This is a genomic window from Bradyrhizobium sp. USDA 4451, from assembly GCF_054822585.1.
Genome location: NZ_JBTRCH010000001.1, coordinates 7,262,551 through 7,280,918 on the forward strand (window position 1 = coordinate 7,262,551; position 18,368 = coordinate 7,280,918).

The following is an 18,368-nucleotide window of genomic DNA, read 5'->3' on the forward strand; positions in this document are numbered from 1 at the left end:
GGTGCCTGGCACGCCGAAGCTTTAGCGGAGGCGGCGAGCCGGGCGACGACAACAGTGGATGAGGACAAAGCTTCACATCCTCTCAGCAGCGGCAGGTCAGCCGCGTGCCGGCTCCATGCCCGCCCGCTTGATCGCCGCGAGCAAGCGATCGCTGTCCGACGACAGAAAATCGATCAGCCGCTTGGCCGCTTCCGGCGCTTTGGCGTCGTTGACAATGGCGGCCGTGAAGGTCTGGACCAGCTGGAGGTCGGCAGGCAGCAGGCCGACCAATTCGATGCCGGTCTCCTGAACCAGTTCGCTGGTCGGCCCGATCGAGAGATTTGCCTTGCCTGCCCGCAGCGCCTCGGCCGCCTCGGTGCCGCGCGCCTCGAGGGTGAGCCGCACCGTGTCCGGCAAGTTCAGCTTCGGCAAGATTTTGTCGCGAACGAACTGTCCGCTGGTGCTGCTCGGCGCCACTATTCGGCCCGCGTCGATCAAGGCGTTCCTGAGCGCGAGGTCACTGCTGATATCAGGCTTGCGATCGCCGGCCCGAACCGCGGCGGCCAGCGGCGCCGTCGCCAGCCCGGCGTCGGACCCCGGACGAATCCGACCGTCTTCGATCAGCGTGCGAAGTCCCTCGCGCGAAAGGATCACCACATCCGCTTGGGTGCCGTGCGCAAGCTGGTGCCGGATGGTTTTCGGACCGGTGCCCTCCGACGCGCCGGAGCCGGTTTCCACCTTGATGCCGGTGCTTCGCTCGAATTCAGGCAGCACCGCCCGGTAGACTGCAGCAAAGCCGCCGGAGATGATGACCTTGATCGTCGTCAATGCAGCGGCTCCCATTCCGTCCCGCGACCGCTATTCGGCCGCGGTCCGGATATCGATCTTCTCGGCGCGGACCGCGCAGAACTTGAACTCCGGAATCTTGCCGAACGGATCGAGCGCCGGATTGGTCAACAGGTTCGCCGCCGCCTCGGCGTAGCAGAACGGCATGAACACCATGTTCTCGGGCACGTCGCGATCGGCGCGCACCTTGACCTCGACCGCGCCGCGGCGGGTCTCGAGCCGGATGAAGTCGCCGGGCGCGAGCCCCTTCTTGCGCATGTCCTTCGGCGTCATGAACGCGACCGCCTCGGGCTCGATCTGGTCGAGCACCTGGGCGCGGCGGGTCATCGAGCCGGTGTGCCAATGTTCGAGCACGCGTCCGGTCGACAGCACCATCGGATACTCGTCGTCGGGCAATTCATCCGGCGGGATCACCTTGGCCGGCACGATCTTGCCGCGGCCGCTCGCGGTCGGGAAGCCGGTGGTGAAGATGATCTCGTTGCCGGGCTTGTCGGGATCGTCGACCGGATAGGTCACCGCGCCCTCGCGCACCAGGCGCTCCCAGGTGATGTTCTTCAGCGACGGCATCAGCTCGGCCATCTCGGTGAAGACCTCGCCCGGTCCGGCATAATTCCACGGCAATCCCATCCGCTTGCCGATCTCCTGGATGATCCAGAGATCCTGCCGCGCATCGCCCGGCGGCTTGATCACCTCGCGCGCCAGCTGCACGCGGCGATCGGTGTTGGTGAAGGAGCCGGATTTTTCGGCGAATGCCGAGGCCGGCAGGATGACGTCGGCGTGGAACGCGGTCTCGGTGACGAACAGATCCTGCACCACGAGATGGTCGAGCTTGGCCAGCGCCTCGCGCGCGTGCTGCAAATCCGGGTCCGACATCGCGGGATTCTCGCCCTCGACATACATGCCGTGGATTTCGCCGGCGTGGATCGCTTTCATGATCTCGACCACGGTCAACCCGCGCACCGGATCGAGCTCTTGCCCCCACAATTTCTCGAACGCGCCGCGCATGTCGTCGCGGCCGACCGGCTGGTAGTCCGGCAGAAACATCGGGATCAGGCCGGCGTCGGAGGCGCCCTGCACGTTGTTCTGGCCGCGCAGCGGATGCAGCCCGGTGCCGGGACGGCCGACCTGGCCGGTGATCAAGGCCAGCGCGATCAGGCAGCGCGCATTGTCGGTGCCGTGGACATGCTGGCTGATGCCCATGCCCCAGAAGATGATCGACGACTTGGCGCGGGCATAGGCGCGCGCCACCTCGCGCAGCGTCTCGGCGGGAATGCCGCAGATCTGAGACATGCGTTCCGGCGTGAACTCCTGGATCTTGGCTTTGAGGTCGTCATAGCCCTCGGTATAGCCGGCGATGTACTGCTCGTCGGTCAGGCCTTCGGTGATGATGGTGTGGATCATCGCGTTCAGCATCGCGACGTCGCTGCCCGGCTTGAAGGCGAGGTGCTTGGTGGCATGGCGCGACAGCGTCTGCCGGCGCGGGTCCATCACGTAGAGCTTGGCGCCGCGCTTGGCGGCGTTCTTGATGTAGGTCGCGGCGACCGGATGGTTCACGGTCGGATTGGCGCCGATCACCCAGATCACCTCGGCATCGGCGGCCGCCGCGAACGGCGCCGACACCGCGCCGGAGCTCAGTCCTTCGAACAAGGCCGCGACCGACGAGGCATGGCACAGCCGCGTGCAGTGATCGACATTGTTGGAGCCGAAGCCGGTGCGGACCAGCTTCTGGAACAGATAGGCCTCTTCATTGGAGCCCTTGGCCGAGCCGAAGCCGGCGAGCGCCTTGGCGCCCTTCTCGTCGCGGATTTTTCGCAGGCCCGCCGCTGCAAGATCGAGCGCCTCTTCCCAGGTCGCTTCGCGGAAATGGGTGTAGGGATTGGCCGGGTCGACTTGGTCGTTGGCATCCTTCTTGACGCCGGGCAGCCGCACCAGCGGCTTGGTCAGGCGATTGGGATGATGGATGTAGTCGAAGCCGAAGCGGCCCTTGACGCAGAGCCGGTTGTGATTGGCGGGACCATCGCGGCCTTCCGCGTAGATCACCTTCTCGTCCTTGACCTCGTAGGTGACCTGGCAGCCGACACCGCAATACGGACAGAGCGAGTCCACCTTCCTGTCCGGCCAGGTGACGCGGGTCTGCTTGTCGTCGAGCATCACGGCCGGCATCAGCGCGCCGGTCGGGCAGGCCTGCACGCACTCGCCGCAGGCGACGCAGGTGGATTCGCCCATCGGGTCGTCGAAGTCGAACACGATCTTGGCATCGTGATTACGATAGGCCATGCCGATCACGTCGTTGACCTGCACCTCGCGGCACGCCCGCACGCACAGGCCGCACTGGATGCAGGCGTCGAGATTGACGCGCATCGCCGGATGGCTGGTATCGGCGTGCCAGCGCTCGGTCGCCGGGAAGCGGCTTTCGGTGACGCCGGTCTTCTCGGCCCAGTGCCAGAATTTCGAATCCGGATCGTGCGAGGTCTCGCGCGCCGGCTGGTCGGCGACGAGCAGCTCCATCACCATCTTCTGCGCCGCCACCGCGCGCTGGCTCGCCGACTTCACCTTCATGCCGACCGTCGGCGTCCGCTTGCAGGATGCCGCCAGCACGCGCTCGCCTTCGATCTCGACCATGCAGGCGCGGCAGTTGCCGTCCGGCCGATAGTCCGGCGCCGGCGAATAGCAGAGATGCGGGATCTCGGTGCCCTGGCGCTTGGCGACCTGCCAGATGGTCTCGCCGGCCCGCGCCTCGACCTGATGACCGTCAAGTTCGAACTGGATCATCTGCGGGCCGCCGCCCGTTCCGCCGACCTTGCCGATCGGCTCGCTGTGCGTGACGGTGACGCGACCATCTGGGGCATTGCTTCCTCCGGCCGCGCCCTTGGCGTCGTGACCGTAGCCCTGCGGCGGAGAGTTCTTGTCCTTGCTCATTCAAAATCCTCGTCGAAATTCGCCCTACTCGCCCCGCCTATTCGGCGGCTTGCTGCGGACGAAAGCCGTCCGGAAAATACTTGATCACTGAGGTCAGCGGATTGGACGCCGCCTGACCGAGGCCGCAGATCGACGCATCGCGCATCGCCTGGCTCAATTGGTCGAGCAGTTCCTTGTTCCAGACCGGCTGCTGCATCAAGAGCGCCGCCTTCTCGGTTCCGGCGCGGCACGGCGTGCATTGCCCGCAGCTCTCGTCCTCGAAGAACTTCATCAGGTTCAGCGCAGCCTCCCTGACGTCATCGGCCTGCGAGAGCACGACCACGGCGGCCGAGCCGATGAAGCAGCCGTATTTCTCCAGCGTACCGAAATCGAGCGGGATGTCGTCCATCGATGCCGGCAGGATGCCGCCGGACGCGCCGCCCGGCAGATAGGCCTGCAGTGTGTGGCCGTCGGCCATGCCGCCGCAGAACTCGTCGATCAACTGGCGCAGCGTGATGCCGGCCGGCGCGAGCTTGACGCCGGGATGCTTGACGCGACCCGACACCGAGAAGCTGCGCAGGCCGTGGCGCTCGTTGCGGCCATGGCTCTTCCACCAGTCGGCGCCCTTCTCGACGATGTCGCGCACCCACCACAAGGTCTCGATGTTGTTGATCAGCGTCGGCAGGCCGAACAGCCCGACCTGGAACGGATAGGGCGGCTTGTGCCGCGGCAGGCCGCGCTTGCCCTCGATCGATTCCAGCAGCGAGGATTCCTCGCCGCAGATATAGGCGCCGGCGCCGCGCCGCAGATGCAGCACCGGACCGCCCGGCGGGAGCTTGGCGATCTCGCGCGCGAGGATGTCGCGGCAGGCCGGATACTCGTCGCGGATGTAGATGTAGACGTCTGGCGCCTCGACCACGCGGGCGCCGATCAGCATGCCCTCGAGGAAGCGATGCGGATCGGTCTCGAGATAGTAGCGGTCCTTGAAGGTGCCGGGCTCGCCTTCGTCGCCGTTGACCGCCATCAGCCGCGGACCGGGTTCGCCGAGCACGGCGCGCCACTTGCGGCCGGTCGGGAAACCGGCGCCGCCGAGACCGCGCAGCGAGGCATCGTCGAGCGCCTTCAGCAGATCCTCGCGCGGCAGCTCGCCGGAGCGCAGCCGCGCCAGAAGCTGGTAGCCGCCGCCGGCGACATAGGCGTCGTAGTCGACGTAAGAAGGAAGATGCACATGGGTGTCGCCGTTCTTTGCCGCCGCGAGCACGGTGCTGACGGTGGCATGATCGACGAAGTTGTGGCCCACCTCGGCCGCGGGTGCGGTATCGCAGCGGCCGACGCACGGCGCGCGCACGACGCGGATGCCGGGGCCGGCGCGGGACTGAAGATCCCTGAGCAGCTGCTCGCCGCCGAGCATCGCGCAAGTCAAGGAATCGCAGACCCGCACGGTGAGCGGCGCGATATCCGGCTCGCCCTCCTTCACGATGTCGAAATGCGCATAGAAGGTCGCGGTCTCGAACACCTCGGCGAAGGACAGCTTCATCTCGTCGGCGAGCGCGGCCAGATGCGCCGCCGAGATCTGATGGTACTTGTCCTGGATCAGATGCAGGTACTCGATCAGCATATCGCGCCGTCGCGGCCGGTCTGCGAGCAGCGCCTCGATCTCATGCGCGGCCACCGGGTCGACCTGGCGTCCCTTCGGCGTGGCTTTCGCCCGCTTCCTGCCCTGCCCGGGATGCTCGAACGCGCGAACCTTGTGAACGTCGCCTTGGCTCATGAATCCTCGCCTTGAAACCGCGTCTTTGAAACCGCGTCTTGGAACTCCGCTTTGCACTGACAGCGTCGGTTCAATCCAACTCTATTCACTGGCATGCCACAGGCAAGCAGATTTAGAACGCCTCTAGCAGCGTCGGGTTGCCGCGCAGGCCATTGTTAATGTTTACCTATCGAGCGATCTGAATTTCAAATCGCGCGATCCGCTCACAGCAGATCGGCGTAGCCGAGAAAGCCGACGGCATCGCCCGGCTCGACCCGCACGACGGCCTCGCCGAGCTCGATCAGCCCATCGGTCTCGACCAACGACGACAGCAGGCCGGCGCCCTCGCGGGGAAACTTGGTCGCCTCCAGCGCACCGTCCGCCGCCCGGCGCAGCGAGGCGCGAACATATTCGCGCCGCCCGCTCTTCTTCTTGTAGCCGAAGGCGGCTCGCACCGGCATCGGCAGCAACGGCGTCGGCACCGCGCCCGACAGCGCCAGCACGGTCGGCCGCACGACGTGCACAAAGGTCACGAAGCTCGCCACGGGATTGCCGGGCAGACCGATCAGCGGCGTGCCGTCGATGATGCCCATCGCCACCGGCCGGCCCGGCTTGATCGCCATCCGCCATAGTACCAGCGAGCCGGCCTGTTCGATGCCGGCCTTGACGTGGTCCTCTTCGCCGGTCGAGACCCCGCCGGTGGTCAGGATCAGGTCGTAACGCCGCGCGACCTGCTTCAGCGCATCGGCAAATTCGGCCCGCTCGTCGCGCAGGATGCCGAGATCGCCGACCTCACAACCGAGCCGCCGCAACATCGCCATCAGCATGAAGCGATTGGAATCGAACAGCTGTGCCTCGCTGCGTACGCTCCCGGGCGCCGCCAGCTCGTCGCCGGTGGAGAATACCCCGACGCGCAGCCGCCGCACCACATCGAGCGTGGTGAGCCCGAACGCCGCAGCGACGGCGATGTCCTGCGGGCGCAGGCGCCGGCCCGCCGCCAACGCGACATGGCCGCGTGCGATGTCCTCGCCGGCCGGACGCACATTGGCGCCGGCCTTCAGGCCGGACGGCAGGATCACGTTGCCGGCATCGTCGATCCGCACGTCTTCCTGCATGAACACGGTATCGGTGCCGTCAGGCATCGGCGCCCCGGTGAAGATCCGCACCGCCTGGCCACGCTGTGCGGGCGCTGCCGGCGCGCCCGCCTGCACCCGCCCGGCGACCGGGAACGCGCGCTCGCTGCTCGCCGGCACATCGGCGCCGGATACCGCGTAACCGTCGACGGCGGAATTCATGAACGGCGGCAGCGGCAGCGGCGCGGCGACGTCGCCGGCCAGGATACGCCCGTCGGCGTCAACCAGCGCAACGGTCTCCGTCTCGCCAACCGGCTCGACGCGCGCAGCGATGATCGCGACGGCTTCGTCGACCGACATCATCGGTCCGCCGAATGCGAAGCAGTCGTCCGAAAGCTGCGCCATGATCTTAGTCCTCGGCCATCGACAGGATTTGTTCGACCCGGATCGCAAACTGCGGCGTTATCCTTCAAGCCGGACCAACCATGCCGGTTCCGGCAAGCCGGCGGAGAGTGGCCAGTCGGTCTCCGACCGTGCTTATATCCCCAGCTTCGCCACCATGTGAACCCATCGGGACTGCGACCTGTGACCGCGAAAACCACCGCTCCCATCATCGTTCCTGATCCGGACGACCCGCGCCTGACCGAGCGCGTGGTCGGCGTCGATCAGACCGGCGCGCGGACCGAGATCAAGGTGCCGGTGGAGCGGCCGTTGACGCTGTACCTCAACGCGCAGGAGATCGTCACCATGATGACGATCAACGACTATCCCGAATACCTCGCGCTCGGCTACCTCTTGAACCAGAACATGCTGAAATACGACGACGTCGTCACCGAGGTCGAATATGACGACGATCTCGAGGTCGTCGTGGTGCGCACCGCGCACCACACCAATTTCGAGGCCAAGCTGAAGAAGCGCACGCAGACCTCGGGCTGCGCCCAGGGCACGGCGTTCGGCGACCTGCTCGAGGCCGTCGAGAAGGTCGCGCTGCCGAAGGCCGAGCTGCGCACCTCCTGGCTCTACCGGATGACGCACACCATCAACACGATGCCGTCGCTCTATCTGGAAGCCGGCGCCATCCACGGCTGCGTGCTGTGCAAGGAGGCGACGCCGATCTGCTACACTGAGGATGTCGGCCGGCACAATGCCGTCGACAAGATCGCGGGCTGGATCTATCGCCACAATGTCGATCCGGCCGACAAGATCCTCTACACAACAGGGCGGCTCACCTCGGAGATGGTGATCAAGACGGTGCGGATGGGCATCCCGATCCTGGTGTCCCGCTCCGGCTTCACGGCATGGGGCGTCGATCTGGCACGGCAGGTCGGATTGACGCTGGTCGGACGCGCCCGCGGCAAGCGCTTCGTCGCGCTGTCGGGTGAGGAGCGGATCGTCTACGACCAGAACCTCGACTATGTCGAAGAGGAATCGATGCGGCACAAGCGCAAGGGCGAGACCGACAATGACTGAGATTCCGGGCGTGCTGCTGGCCGGCGGGCTCGCGCGGCGGATGGGCGGCGGCGACAAGCCGATGCGCACCATCGCCGGCCGCACCATCCTGCAACGGGTGATCGACCGCCTCGCCCCGCAATGCGGCGGGCTGATCATCAACGCCAATGGCGACCCTGCGCGGTTCGCCGCGTTCGGCCTTCCCGTCGTCGCCGACGATGTCGCCGATTTTCCCGGCCCCCTCGCCGGCATCCTGGCCGCGCTCGATTGGACTGCCGCCAACCGGCCGGATGCGAACTGGGTGCTGAGCGCGGCGGGTGACTGCCCGTTTCTGCCGCGCGATCTCGTTACACGCCTGGAGCAGGCGCGCGCGGCCGAGAATGCCGAGCTCGCGGTCGCATCATCCGGCGGGCAGACCCATCCGGTGATCGGCCTCTGGAGCGTGCGCCTGCGGAACGAATTGCGCCACGCGCTCGTCGAGGAGGATATTCGCAAGATCGACCGCTGGACCGCGCGCTATCCGCTGGCGACGGTCGAATGGCCGACCGAGCCGCTGGACCCGTTCTTCAATGCCAATACCGTGGAAGACATCGCGGAAGCCGACCGCCTCGCCGCACTTGATGGCGGCTGACGTCCGCCGCCGCTCAGCTCGGCGACGACGTATTGCGGATCAACTGCAAGCGCTGCGCCGGTGAAACCCGGCGGAATCGCGGCGCTCAGTGCTTTGTTGTAGTGGCTGCAAGCACCATTTCAACTGCGGCGGATGAGCTCCCCAATTGAACGGCGTCACCGTTTCGTCTGCGCTTTTCAAGCTCGCGATCAACAGCGGCCCAATCGCCAGGATAGCGTGCGATGAAGGCCGCTTCATCAAAGTCGAAGATCGATCGCCACGGCTCACCTTTCGCAACCTTCAGCGTGCCCATATTCAGCGGGTCGGCTCGCGTCGGTCCACCTCCGATAAACGCCTGCTCATCGATCGCCTTGAGACTTGGATCAGCCGTATACAGCAAGAACGACAGTGAGCTTTCTCCCTTGCGCGCCTCGGGTCGCGGCCGCTGCATCTGATAGATCCCGGCGGTTTGATCCGGCCGAATTCCGGCGAGAGGATCGCGCGGCGGCTTTCCGTTGGGGAATACCGGCCAGGCATTGACGTAAGCCTGCAGCAATCGGCCCGCAGCGTCATAGTCAGCGGAAATATTCCATCGCCATACGTAGTACTCACACAGATTGATGTCGTAGATGTACTTTTCGACGCCGACCTGCGTGGGATGAATCTTCAGCGTTGCCCGCCCGGCCTCCGCAAATGTCCGCCGCATCGCGTCACGACCGGTGCCGAGCGGAAGCTTCGCTCGGATGAACTGCTCCATCTCGTCGAGCGATACGATCGATTCGAATGTGAAGTGGTCGTTCGCCGGCAGCGCCGCGGCGCGCCGTCTCCATGGAAATTTCAAGGCGCCGTCCTCCGGGCGTTTCCCGGAGGATAGCAGCGCAAGGCGGGTTCGCGAAGCCTGACCCGTCCTGGAAGCTACTGGGCGCGGCCGCCGACTCGTCCTGCTCCCTCGGCTTCCGCCGCGCGCAGATAGTCGAGCATCAGGCGACCGGTTGCGGACAGGCCGGCCGTATCGCGGACCACGATCTTCAGCTCGCGGCGGCCCCACGTGTCGCGCAGCGGAATGGCACGAAGACCCATGCCGGCACGGACGACCGCGAAGGCGCGATCGGGGATCGACCGCAGAATCGAAATTGACGGGGTCGAATGTGGTCTGCAGACTGTCTGTCGCTCAAACCGGCGGAATCGTAAACGCGAACATCGTCAGCTCGACCTCAGGCGAAAACACGAACGGCGTGGCGCCGATCTTGCTCGCACCGAGGCGAGCGTAGAAATCGACCGAGCTCGGGCTCGAATTGATCAGGATGACGTTTCCCGCCAGCTTTCGCGACAGCCCGACCGCATTTGAAAAAAGCTTGCTGCCGATGCCCCTTCGCGCATGCGCCGGATCGACAAAGATACCCTCGAGGAGGACCAGCCCGCCAATTCCGGTCGGTCGCAGCGACACCCACCCCTGCAAGACGCTATCGTCTCCCTCGGCCACGAACACCAGCCCTGCCGCGACGAGCGCAAGGTTGACCCTGAGCCCGGGCATGAAGCGTGCGACAGCGTTGTCGTCGAAGCCGTCATTCTTCACCGCCCGCACGGCGATCTGCGTCAACTCCACAGCGTCGTCGACACGTGCCGGCCTGATCTGATTCACGCTCATGATGCCCTCTCCCGCGGCTATCCCGTCGAGATGGCCGCGGGGGGCCGAACTTCAAGAGGCATGACAGCGCCCGGTGTGCTACGCAGACCGTTCGGCAATGACGGAATTCGCCGTTCGTAGCGCCTGCTCATAACGGCTCAGCTGGTCCTGAGAATAGGTCCTCATGGTCATGAGCTCGTCGGACGTCCTTTGCATCAGCTTTGCAAAGCCCGATGAGGACGGCTTGTCGTCATTTGCAACGGATGCGTTCTCCCGGCGCCTGAAAATCTCGTCGATTTCCTGCAGCACGAGACGGTTGCGCTCCGCTCCCTTGTCTGCCAGCTCCACGTAACGGACCAGTTCGTCGGTCGACATCGCGCGAGCACTCGCAGCATCGCCCTCGATGAGGCGAAGCAGCTGCTCGTCGACGATTTCGCTGCACAGGCCGATGCATTTGTCGCAGATGAAGACCGCCGGCCCCGCGACCAGCTTGCTCACCTCGTTCTGGTCCTTGCCACAGAACGAGCAATGCAGCAGCCTGGCCGGCGGCTCCGGCATCTTGGCGCCGACAGGCGGCTGCGCAGCATCGATCCTGGCCGACAGGACATTCCAACTCTCAAGGCTGAATGCCTTGGCGATCAACTCCAGGGATTCACTGTGAGTGGTCTGCTCGGCCCCGGTTTGCAGCGCCTTGGCGTTGAGAGCATCGCGCAGGGAACGCGCCATAGCCTTCGCGTCACGAAAATCGCGCATGGTAGCACCCGTATCGACGAACGGAGAAAATCGGAGCCTGCCTTGCCGACCCGTTCGCCAATAGCGAGGGTGAGGGCGTCGCTGATACGTTCGCCATCCCCGAAGGGCGCAGGCGGCGGGTGTATCGACCCTAAGCGATATTCGAACGCGACCTGGATTTTGTCAACACGAAGCGCGCGAACGCGCGATCGGGATCGACCGATCGCGCGCTGCCGTTGGATCAATCCGCGAAGCCTGACCGGAAGCAGCCGGCCAAGGCTCCGCCGGTTGCGGGCGATCAATGCCCCGCGGCGATCCTGGTCGGGCCGCAGACGTCGTCCGCGTCGTGGTCGTTGTCGTGGCCACGGCCATTGTCCTTGATGTGGCCGTGGTCGCCATCGCAATTGACCGGCGCGAACGAGACGCCGCGGTAGACCATTCCGAATGCGGGCGCCGCGACGACGTCGAAGGCTTCATACGCGGGAAGCTGCGTTGCCGCGACCTTGTCGGTGATCGCGACCACCGAATTCGGATCGGCGCCGGGCTCGACCGAAGTGCCCACCGTCGACGTCACCGCGAAGATCGTCGCGGTGCCGTCGCGATTGAGGCGGCCGGTGATGTTGCGCAGGCCGCCGGTCGCCGGATCGGTCGGATATCCGTTCACGTGATAGGTCGCACCGAGGCTCAAGCCCCTCTGCAGCGTGTAGGCGAGGCTCCAGCTGCCATTGGCATAGACCCATTTCTGCAAGCCCGCGGTCGTCGACGTGGCCGCGTCCGCCAGAACGCCGTCGCCTTCCTGGGCGACATAGAGCGTCGTCGCATTGGCGAACCAGATGCCGAACGGATAGAAGCCGTTGGCGCCGGAGTTCGCCGAGGGATTGTTCGGGAAGCCCGGAAGAATGCTGAACGTCGTCGAGGCGGCGGTATCGCGGGTCGGCAGCACGCCGGCCTGGCCGACCTGATAGACCGTGTTGATACCGTTGCTGCCGCTGCCCTTGGTCACGTAGAGCGTGTTGCCGGAGATCGCGAGGCTGCGGAAATTGTTGTCCTTGCCGGATTTGTCGACCGCAAAGCCGAGCTGGGCAACCGAGAAGCCGAACTGGAAGCCGTTCTTGCTGCCGGGCGTTCCCTGCTGCACGCCAACCACGGTGTCGGACCCATCGACACCGGGCGTCGCGAGCTGCACGCCGGTGTCGTTGACGACGAGCACCGGCTGGATGCCGCTGCCGTTGCCGGCATTGCCGACCGTGAAGTACTGGTCGGCCTGGGTGCCATTGACCTTGTTGGCGCGGATCGCGCCGCGGCCATTGTCTCCGCTGTAGACGTTCACCTTGGTCCGGTGCAGCGAGCCGTCGAAATCGAGCTCCGCCACCACGCGGGCATGCACGCCGGTGTCCGGATTGGTGGGATCGACATGGTTCGGCGAATTGGAGTTGGAGATGTCGAGCTGGTTCACCGCGGCGTCATAGCCCATGAACGTCACGGCCTTGCCGTCGGGCGACAAATGCAGCGACAATTCCGACTTCGAGCTGAAGCTCGTCACCGCCACATCCGCCGGAACGCTCAGCGCGCCGATTTCGCGAAGCCTGTGGCCTTCCAGATGGAATTTCTTGATCACCACCGGCGCCGTCACGCCGAAATTCGAATCGACGGACACGTTGTTGAAGACCTCCGGATAGCCGCCGTCGGCCACCGCCTTCGCGCCGGTCGGCAGGGTTTGGCCCACGACGACGGTCGACGGCTTGCCGGCATAGACCGCGGTGCTGACCAGCAATTCATGCGGATTGCCGACGGTCTGCGCGAGCGCCGGATGGACCGCAAACAGCAGCGGTGAGAGCGCCGTCCCGGCGATCAGGCGCCGGACAATGACGCGGTGGGTGGTTTGCGACGTGGCGATTGATTTGAACATGAGCCCCCCATTCTTGAAAATCGGAATGGGTTCGTCATACGGGGCCGATCGCAACACCCTTGTGACAGATTGCCGCACACGTGTTCACGTTGTGGAAATCTTGCCGCGCGCGGGCTTGCAGGAGAGCAAGTGCTAGCTGGCTCGCCCGCCAAGGCGCTCGCCCCGATCCCGTTTCGATCGTGCGCAGATAGTCCAGCATCAGACGGCTGGTTGCGGACAGATGCGCGGCATCGCGGACCACGATCTTCAGCTCGCGCCGACCCCAGTCGTCGCGCAGCGGGATCGCGCGAAGGCCCATGCCGGCGCCGATGACCTGGAAGGCGCGATCGGGGATCAAGCCGAGCCCCATATTGGCCTGCACCATGCGGCAGACCGCGTCGAAGCCGGGCACATTGATCCGCAACCGCATGGTCTTGCCGGCTTGGGTCGCCGCATATTGCGAGCGCAGATAGATCGAGCTCGCGGTGTGGAGGCCGATCTGGTCGAAATCGAGCGTCTCGGCGAACAGCAATGTGTCGCGGCCGGCCAGCGGATGGTCCGGTCGCATCACGACCACCAGATTGTCGTAGCGGTAGTGGAAGGCGTCGAGCGCGCGGCTGTCGGCCTCGGCCGAGCAGATGCCGAGCTCGGCCGCGCCCTCCTCGATGCCGCGCACCACCTGCCCGCTCGGCCGCTCCTGCAGATCGACGCGCAGCAACTCATGCGCCGCGAAGAAGGCCGAGAGATCCTCCGGCAAATACTGCACGATCGCCGAAAGATTGGCGAGCATGCGGACATGGCCGCGCACGCCTTGCGAATATTCCGACAGCTCGACTGCGATCTTCTCGACATTGAGCAGCGTGACCCGGGCGTGATGCAGCAGCGCCTCGCCGGCCGGCGTCAGCGCCATGCCCTTGGCGAGCCGCTTGAACAGCGTGACGCCGAATGCCAGCTCGAAATCGTTCATCCGCTTCGAGACGGCAGAGGCCGCGATCCCCTCACGCAGCGCCGCGCGGGTCAGGTTCTGCTCGTCGCAGACCGCGACGAACAGGCGAAGCGTCGTGAGGTCGACGCGGCGGGTGAGCGCGGTCTCGGCCGGCGTGGCGGGGCGTGGAAGGTCGACGGCGACGGAGGAGATCGGCATGGGCGGCGTCCCCGGAAATAGGCACAGGTTAGCGCCGGGGATGGCGCGGAAGATTCCAAAGCAGTGGGGGATGGAGCGGATTGTTGGGATAAGATTCCAACAATCCGGCAGAAAGGCACTTTTGATTCCAGGATGCGGGACGTAGGTCGAGCAAGGCGCGATTGGCCAAATGAAATGATACTCCCGCAACGTTTAGCGTTAACACGTGGTGTCGGAAGAGATTTAGCTGGCTGGCACAAACTGCCGATATCAACGCCATTTATGGAGACACAAAGCTGTTCTCGTCCGGAGAACACCGGTTACGGTTTGTGCCATCACTCTTCGCTTCAGTGGCCCAAATTGAGACCATCGCAATCAGGAATGTAAGGGGAGTTGGCGACGCGTAACCTGCCCTACGAACCAATTGAAGTCTTTAAAGCAGGGCGACGGGACTAAGGCAGACTTGATTTCCACCCTTAGTTGCGGAATCAGTACGTCAGGGGTGGGCAAGTTTATGCGAAATACAGTTATTTTGGGTTGCGCCGTCGCATTGTCTGGGTGCGCTTCAAGCACCGGAATATTACCAGCAGGACCTGATACCTACACCATAACGGAGCGTTTCGCTCCGGTACGAGGTGGCGGAGATGAGGCGCAGCGAGATGCGCTCACCAAAGCAAATGAGTTTTGCGCTCAAAAAGGACGTCAGTTTGTCCCAAACAATATGGGTCCAAATGCAAATGTACCTAATCCATATGGTCCGACGGGTTACTCGGTAACATTTAGATGCTTGCTGCCGAATGATCCCGCCGTTGCCGGCTATCAGCTGCAGCAAGCGCCCAATGTAATCATTGAACAAAGAAATCGGTGACGACGCGGAGCAAGAACGCAGGGCGGGTTAGCAACGCGTAACCCGCCTGACGATCTCTCACCGTCAGCCCGCAGCCTTGGCCGGGACGTCGTCGCGCTGGCGCTTCATCACGATCTTGTTCAGGGCGCCGAGATAGGCCTTGGCGGAGGCGACCAGCGTGTCCGGATCGGCGGCGCGCGCGGTCATCGAACGGCCTTCATGGGCGAGACGCACCGAGACCTCGGCCTGCGCGTCGGTGCCTTCGGTCACCGCGTGGACCTGGTACAGCTCGAGCTTGGCCTCGTGCGGCACCAGGCGCTTGATGCAGTTGAACACGGCGTCGACCGGACCGTTGCCCTCGGCTTCCTCGATCTTGATCTGGCCGTCGACGTCGAGCTTCATGGTCGCGCGCTGCGGGCCATGGGTGCCGGCGATCACGGTCAGCGAGGCCAGCTTGATGCGGTCGTGGGCGGCCGCCATCTCCTGGTCGACCAGCGCCTCGATGTCCTCGTCGTAGATGTCCTTCTTGCGGTCGGCCAGCGCCTTCATCCGCGTAAAGGCATCCTCCAGCTGGTTGGCGCCGAGCTTGTAGCCCATCTCCTCCAGCTTGTGGATGAAGGCGTGGCGGCCGGAATGCTTGCCGAGCACCAGCGAGGACTGCTTCAACCCGACCATCTCGGGCCGCATGATCTCGTAGGTCGAGGCGTCCTTCAGCACGCCGTCCTGATGGATGCCGCTCTCATGGGCGAAGGCGTTACGGCCGACGATCGCCTTGTTGTACTGCACCGGGAACGAGGTGGCGGCCGACACCACCTTCGAGGCGCGGGTCAGTTGCGTGGTGTCGATCTTGTTCCAGTACGGAAACTTGTCGTTGCGCACATTGATCGCCATCACGATCTCTTCCAGCGCGGCGTTGCCGGCGCGCTCGCCGATGCCGTTGACGGTGCACTCGACCTGGCGCGCGCCGCCGACAATGCCGGCCAGCGAGTTGGCAACCGCCATGCCGAGGTCGTTGTGGCAATGCACCGAGAAGATCGCCTTGTCCGAGTTCGGCACCCGCTCGATCAGCGTCCGCATGAAGTGGGTGTATTCCTCCGGCACGGTGTAGCCGACGGTGTCCGGGATGTTCACCGTGGTGGCGCCGGCCTTGATGACGGCTTCGACGATCCGGCACAGATAGTCCATCTCGCTGCGGGTGCCGTCCTCGGCCGACCATTCGACGTCATCGATCTGGTTGCGGGCGCGGGCGACCATCGCGACCGAAGTCTCGATGACCTCCTCCGGGGTCTTGTTCAACTTGACGCGCATATGCAGCGGCGAGGTCGCGATCACGGTGTGGACGCGGCCGCGGCGGGCGAACTTCACGGCTTCGGCGCAGCGGTCGATGTCGGCCGGATGGGCGCGGGACAGGCCCGCGATCACCGAGTTCTTGGAACGGCGGGCGATCTCGCTGACCGCCTGGAAGTCGCCTTCCGAGGTGATCGGGAAGCCGGCCTCGATGACGTCGACACCCATATCATCCAGGAGCTCGGCGACCTCGAGCTTCTCCTCGAAGGTCATGGTGGCGCCGGGGCACTGCTCGCCGTCGCGCAAGGTGGTGTCGAAAATGATGACGCGGTCCTTCTCGGACTTATCAGCGGTGGCCATGTCAGAAATTCCTTTGAGCTTTTGCGCCCGTCATTTGCTGCTTCGAGCGATTGGTTGGGCGATGATCAGGGTCCGGTGATCTCGTACAAACCCCTGAGTGCCCAGGCGCAGACGCCCAGCCGGCCCTCAGGGGCAGGTAAGAAGCAGGCCGCCAATAAGCAGGGTGGGCGTTCCGGCCGGGATCGTGGCGGTAGCCTCGGCCACCTCCCCCGAAATCCCATCAATTTGGCCGCGAATCAGCATTGCCGGACCCTGTTGAGCGCCAAAATCCTCGGCCAAAACCATTGACGGTTGGTTGCCGGGAGCGCTTGAGCGCCGCCGTTCTAGACGATTATGGCAAGCCGCCGCAATGGGTAAAGAGGGACAGCGGGGTTGACCTATATGCAGCCGGCGGAGGTGATTGGACGTCGCTGCGCGTGACGGACGCACCGGCAGATGGGTTCCCTCCCCCTGAGTGGCGTGCTCACCTTACGCGAGTGACGACGCGGCTTACGACTGCTCCCCCTCACCTGCGTCCGCGCGAGCTCGCGCGCAGGCTCGACGGCGAGCGGCCATAGAGAGTCGCGAAGGCGGCGTTGAAACGGCGGACGCTGCCGAAGCCGGCGCGGAAGGCGATCTCGGTCATCGCCTCGTCGGTGGTATCGATCAGGCGCTTGGCGCGCTGCACCCGGCGCGTGGCCGCGACCTGCTGCGGGCTGGCGCCGACATGGCGCGCGAACAGCCGCGCCAGATGGCGCGCGGTGATGCCGAGCCGGTCGGCCAATGCGGCGACCGAACCGCGCTCGAGCGCGCCGCCGTCGATCAGTTTCAGCGCGCGCGCAACCGTGGAACGGGTGCCGTTCCAGGCCGGGCAGAATGGCGCGGTTTCGGGACGGCAGCGCAGGCATGGCCGATAGCCCGCCGCCTCGGCCGCGGCGGCGGTCGGGTAGTAGGTGACGTTGCGCGACAGCGGATGCTTCACCGGACAGACCGGGCGGCAATAGATCCGCGTGGTCTTCACCGCGGTGAAGAAGCGACCGTCATAGCGCGCGTCGCGCCGCAGCCGCGCCGCGTTGCAGACCTCGAAGCTGAGCATGGCCGGACACTAGCGCATCATACGATGAGGAAAAGTGGCCGGCGGTGATGAGGTCCGATTCCGGCCAGCACGTCGCGCCGCGCTGACCTAGATCGAGCCGATCGATCAACCCTGCACCCATCCCCCGGAGACATCGCAATGACCAGCCCGACTGCAAAGGACATCGTCCTCAACGCCTGGCAGACCTTCAGGACCCGCGACCCCGGCCAGATCGCCGCATTGTTCGCGCCGGACGCCGAATGGATCGCTCCGGGGCGCAACGCCACCGCGGTCGCGCTCGATCATACCGATCACATGGTCGGCACGGATGCGATCGCCCGCTTCATCTCGACCGAGATGCACCGCCTGTTCTCCGAGATCGACATCACCTTCCGCGCGGTTCACGCCGACGGCAACAGCGTGATCGTCGAGGAGCGCATGCGCGCGACGCTGCCGGGCGGCCGCGCCTACGATAACGACTACTGCTTGGTGTTCGTGGTCGAGGACGGCCGCATCAAGCAGGTGCGGGAATACATGGATACCCGCAAGGGGAGAAGCTATGGCGTGAAGGCTGCCGCGCAACGCCAAGACTAACCCAGGACTGACGCCAAGACTGACGCCAAGGCTAACACCAAGACTCTGGCGCGCCCGCGCCAGCACTCTCGTGAGGGGCGCACGACGAAAGGGTTCCCTCCCCCGTTGCGGGCGAGGGTTAGGGAGCCGCCGAGGGGTGCTCTCCTCACCTAACCCGGTCGCTCCCCATCGGCCGTCGATACCGGGCAAAGCTGCGTGGCACGCATGCAGCGAAACCTGTCATACACCATGGCCCCATTCGTGCCGCCGCC

General features: G+C 65.0%; 15 protein-coding genes and 2 pseudogenes. 4 read left to right on the forward strand and 13 right to left on the reverse strand.

The window, feature by feature from the left end; genetic code table 11:
- Positions 1-96 precede the first annotated feature (96 nt).
- The 4 genes from ACVMB0_RS34070 to ACVMB0_RS34085 all read right to left on the reverse strand — a co-directional run bounded on the left by ACVMB0_RS34070 (position 97) and on the right by ACVMB0_RS34085 (position 6,951).
- Entirely contained in the window at positions 97-807 is a 711-nt protein-coding gene (locus ACVMB0_RS34070; protein ID WP_461348987.1) for a substrate-binding domain-containing protein, read from the reverse strand.
- A gap of 30 nt (positions 808-837) precedes the next feature.
- Positions 838-3,597: a formate dehydrogenase subunit alpha gene (gene fdhF, locus ACVMB0_RS34075; protein ID WP_461349762.1), complete on the reverse strand. Its 2,760-nt coding sequence runs from the start codon at positions 3,595-3,597 to the stop codon at positions 838-840.
- 184 nt (positions 3,598-3,781) lie between these two features.
- Positions 3,782-5,494 carry an NAD(P)H-dependent oxidoreductase subunit E gene (locus ACVMB0_RS34080; RefSeq protein WP_456753476.1) on the reverse strand — a complete coding sequence of 571 codons (1,713 nt, stop codon included), beginning with the start codon at positions 5,492-5,494 and terminating at the stop codon, positions 3,782-3,784.
- Between the two features lie 203 nt (positions 5,495-5,697).
- Complete coding sequence (locus ACVMB0_RS34085; RefSeq protein WP_461348988.1) at positions 5,698-6,951, reverse strand: molybdopterin molybdotransferase MoeA; 1,254 nt, start codon at positions 6,949-6,951, stop codon at positions 5,698-5,700.
- On the opposite strand from ACVMB0_RS34085, the gene ACVMB0_RS34090 reads away from it, so the two are divergent.
- From ACVMB0_RS34090 to mobA, 3 genes are read left to right on the forward strand one after another with little or no spacing between them, the layout of a single operon-like run.
- Positions 6,950-7,111: a hypothetical protein gene (locus ACVMB0_RS34090; RefSeq protein ID WP_461348989.1), complete on the forward strand. Its 162-nt coding sequence runs from the start codon at positions 6,950-6,952 to the stop codon at positions 7,109-7,111. The genes ACVMB0_RS34085 and ACVMB0_RS34090 overlap by 2 nt on opposite strands.
- Before the next feature lie 20 nt (positions 7,112-7,131).
- A complete protein-coding gene (locus tag ACVMB0_RS34095) occupies positions 7,132-8,016 on the forward strand; it encodes a formate dehydrogenase accessory sulfurtransferase FdhD (protein ID WP_461348990.1) in 885 nt (294 codons plus the stop codon).
- Positions 8,009-8,626 carry a molybdenum cofactor guanylyltransferase MobA gene (gene mobA, locus ACVMB0_RS34100; protein WP_461348991.1) on the forward strand — a complete coding sequence of 206 codons (618 nt, stop codon included), beginning with the start codon at positions 8,009-8,011 and terminating at the stop codon, positions 8,624-8,626. The genes ACVMB0_RS34095 and mobA overlap by 8 nt, the downstream gene beginning before the upstream one ends.
- 85 nt (positions 8,627-8,711) lie before the next feature.
- Here mobA and ACVMB0_RS34105 read toward each other — a convergent pair whose 3' ends face one another.
- The 9 genes and pseudogenes from ACVMB0_RS34105 to ACVMB0_RS34145 all read right to left on the reverse strand — a co-directional run bounded on the left by ACVMB0_RS34105 (position 8,712) and on the right by ACVMB0_RS34145 (position 17,544).
- Positions 8,712-9,446 (reverse strand): hypothetical protein, encoded by a 735-nt coding sequence (locus ACVMB0_RS34105; RefSeq protein WP_461348992.1) that lies wholly within the window; start codon positions 9,444-9,446, stop codon positions 8,712-8,714.
- 74 nt (positions 9,447-9,520) lie between these two features.
- Positions 9,521-9,685, reverse strand: coding sequence for a hypothetical protein (locus tag ACVMB0_RS34110; protein WP_461348993.1), 165 nt, complete (start codon positions 9,683-9,685; stop codon positions 9,521-9,523).
- 91 nt (positions 9,686-9,776) lie between these two features.
- Positions 9,777-10,205, reverse strand: a complete 429-nt coding sequence (locus ACVMB0_RS34115; protein ID WP_461348994.1) for a GNAT family N-acetyltransferase — start codon at positions 10,203-10,205, stop codon at positions 9,777-9,779.
- 444 nt (positions 10,206-10,649) lie between these two features.
- A pseudogene (locus ACVMB0_RS34120) lies at positions 10,650-10,790 on the reverse strand (ClpX C4-type zinc finger protein); the annotation flags it as partial.
- A gap of 27 nt (positions 10,791-10,817) precedes the next feature.
- Positions 10,818-10,985: pseudogene (locus ACVMB0_RS34125) on the reverse strand (glyoxalase superfamily protein); the annotation flags it as partial.
- A gap of 277 nt (positions 10,986-11,262) precedes the next feature.
- A complete protein-coding gene (locus ACVMB0_RS34130) occupies positions 11,263-12,873 on the reverse strand; it encodes a hypothetical protein (RefSeq protein WP_461348995.1) in 1,611 nt (536 codons plus the stop codon).
- 34 nt (positions 12,874-12,907) lie between these two features.
- A complete protein-coding gene (locus ACVMB0_RS34135; RefSeq protein ID WP_461348996.1) occupies positions 12,908-13,996 on the reverse strand; it encodes a LysR family transcriptional regulator in 1,089 nt (362 codons plus the stop codon).
- Positions 13,997-14,906: 910 nt separating this feature from the next.
- Positions 14,907-16,469, reverse strand: coding sequence for a 2-isopropylmalate synthase (locus ACVMB0_RS34140; RefSeq protein ID WP_456753470.1), 1,563 nt, complete (start codon positions 16,467-16,469; stop codon positions 14,907-14,909).
- 505 nt (positions 16,470-16,974) lie between these two features.
- On the reverse strand, positions 16,975-17,544 hold the full coding sequence (locus ACVMB0_RS34145; RefSeq protein ID WP_461348997.1) for a bifunctional transcriptional activator/DNA repair enzyme AdaA: 570 nt from the start codon (positions 17,542-17,544) through the stop codon (positions 16,975-16,977).
- A 138-nt stretch (positions 17,545-17,682) separates the two neighbouring features.
- Here ACVMB0_RS34145 and ACVMB0_RS34150 point away from each other — a divergent pair, with 138 nt between their 5' ends.
- Positions 17,683-18,117: a nuclear transport factor 2 family protein gene (locus ACVMB0_RS34150; RefSeq protein WP_461348998.1), complete on the forward strand. Its 435-nt coding sequence runs from the start codon at positions 17,683-17,685 to the stop codon at positions 18,115-18,117.
- Positions 18,118-18,368: the final 251 nt, after the last annotated feature.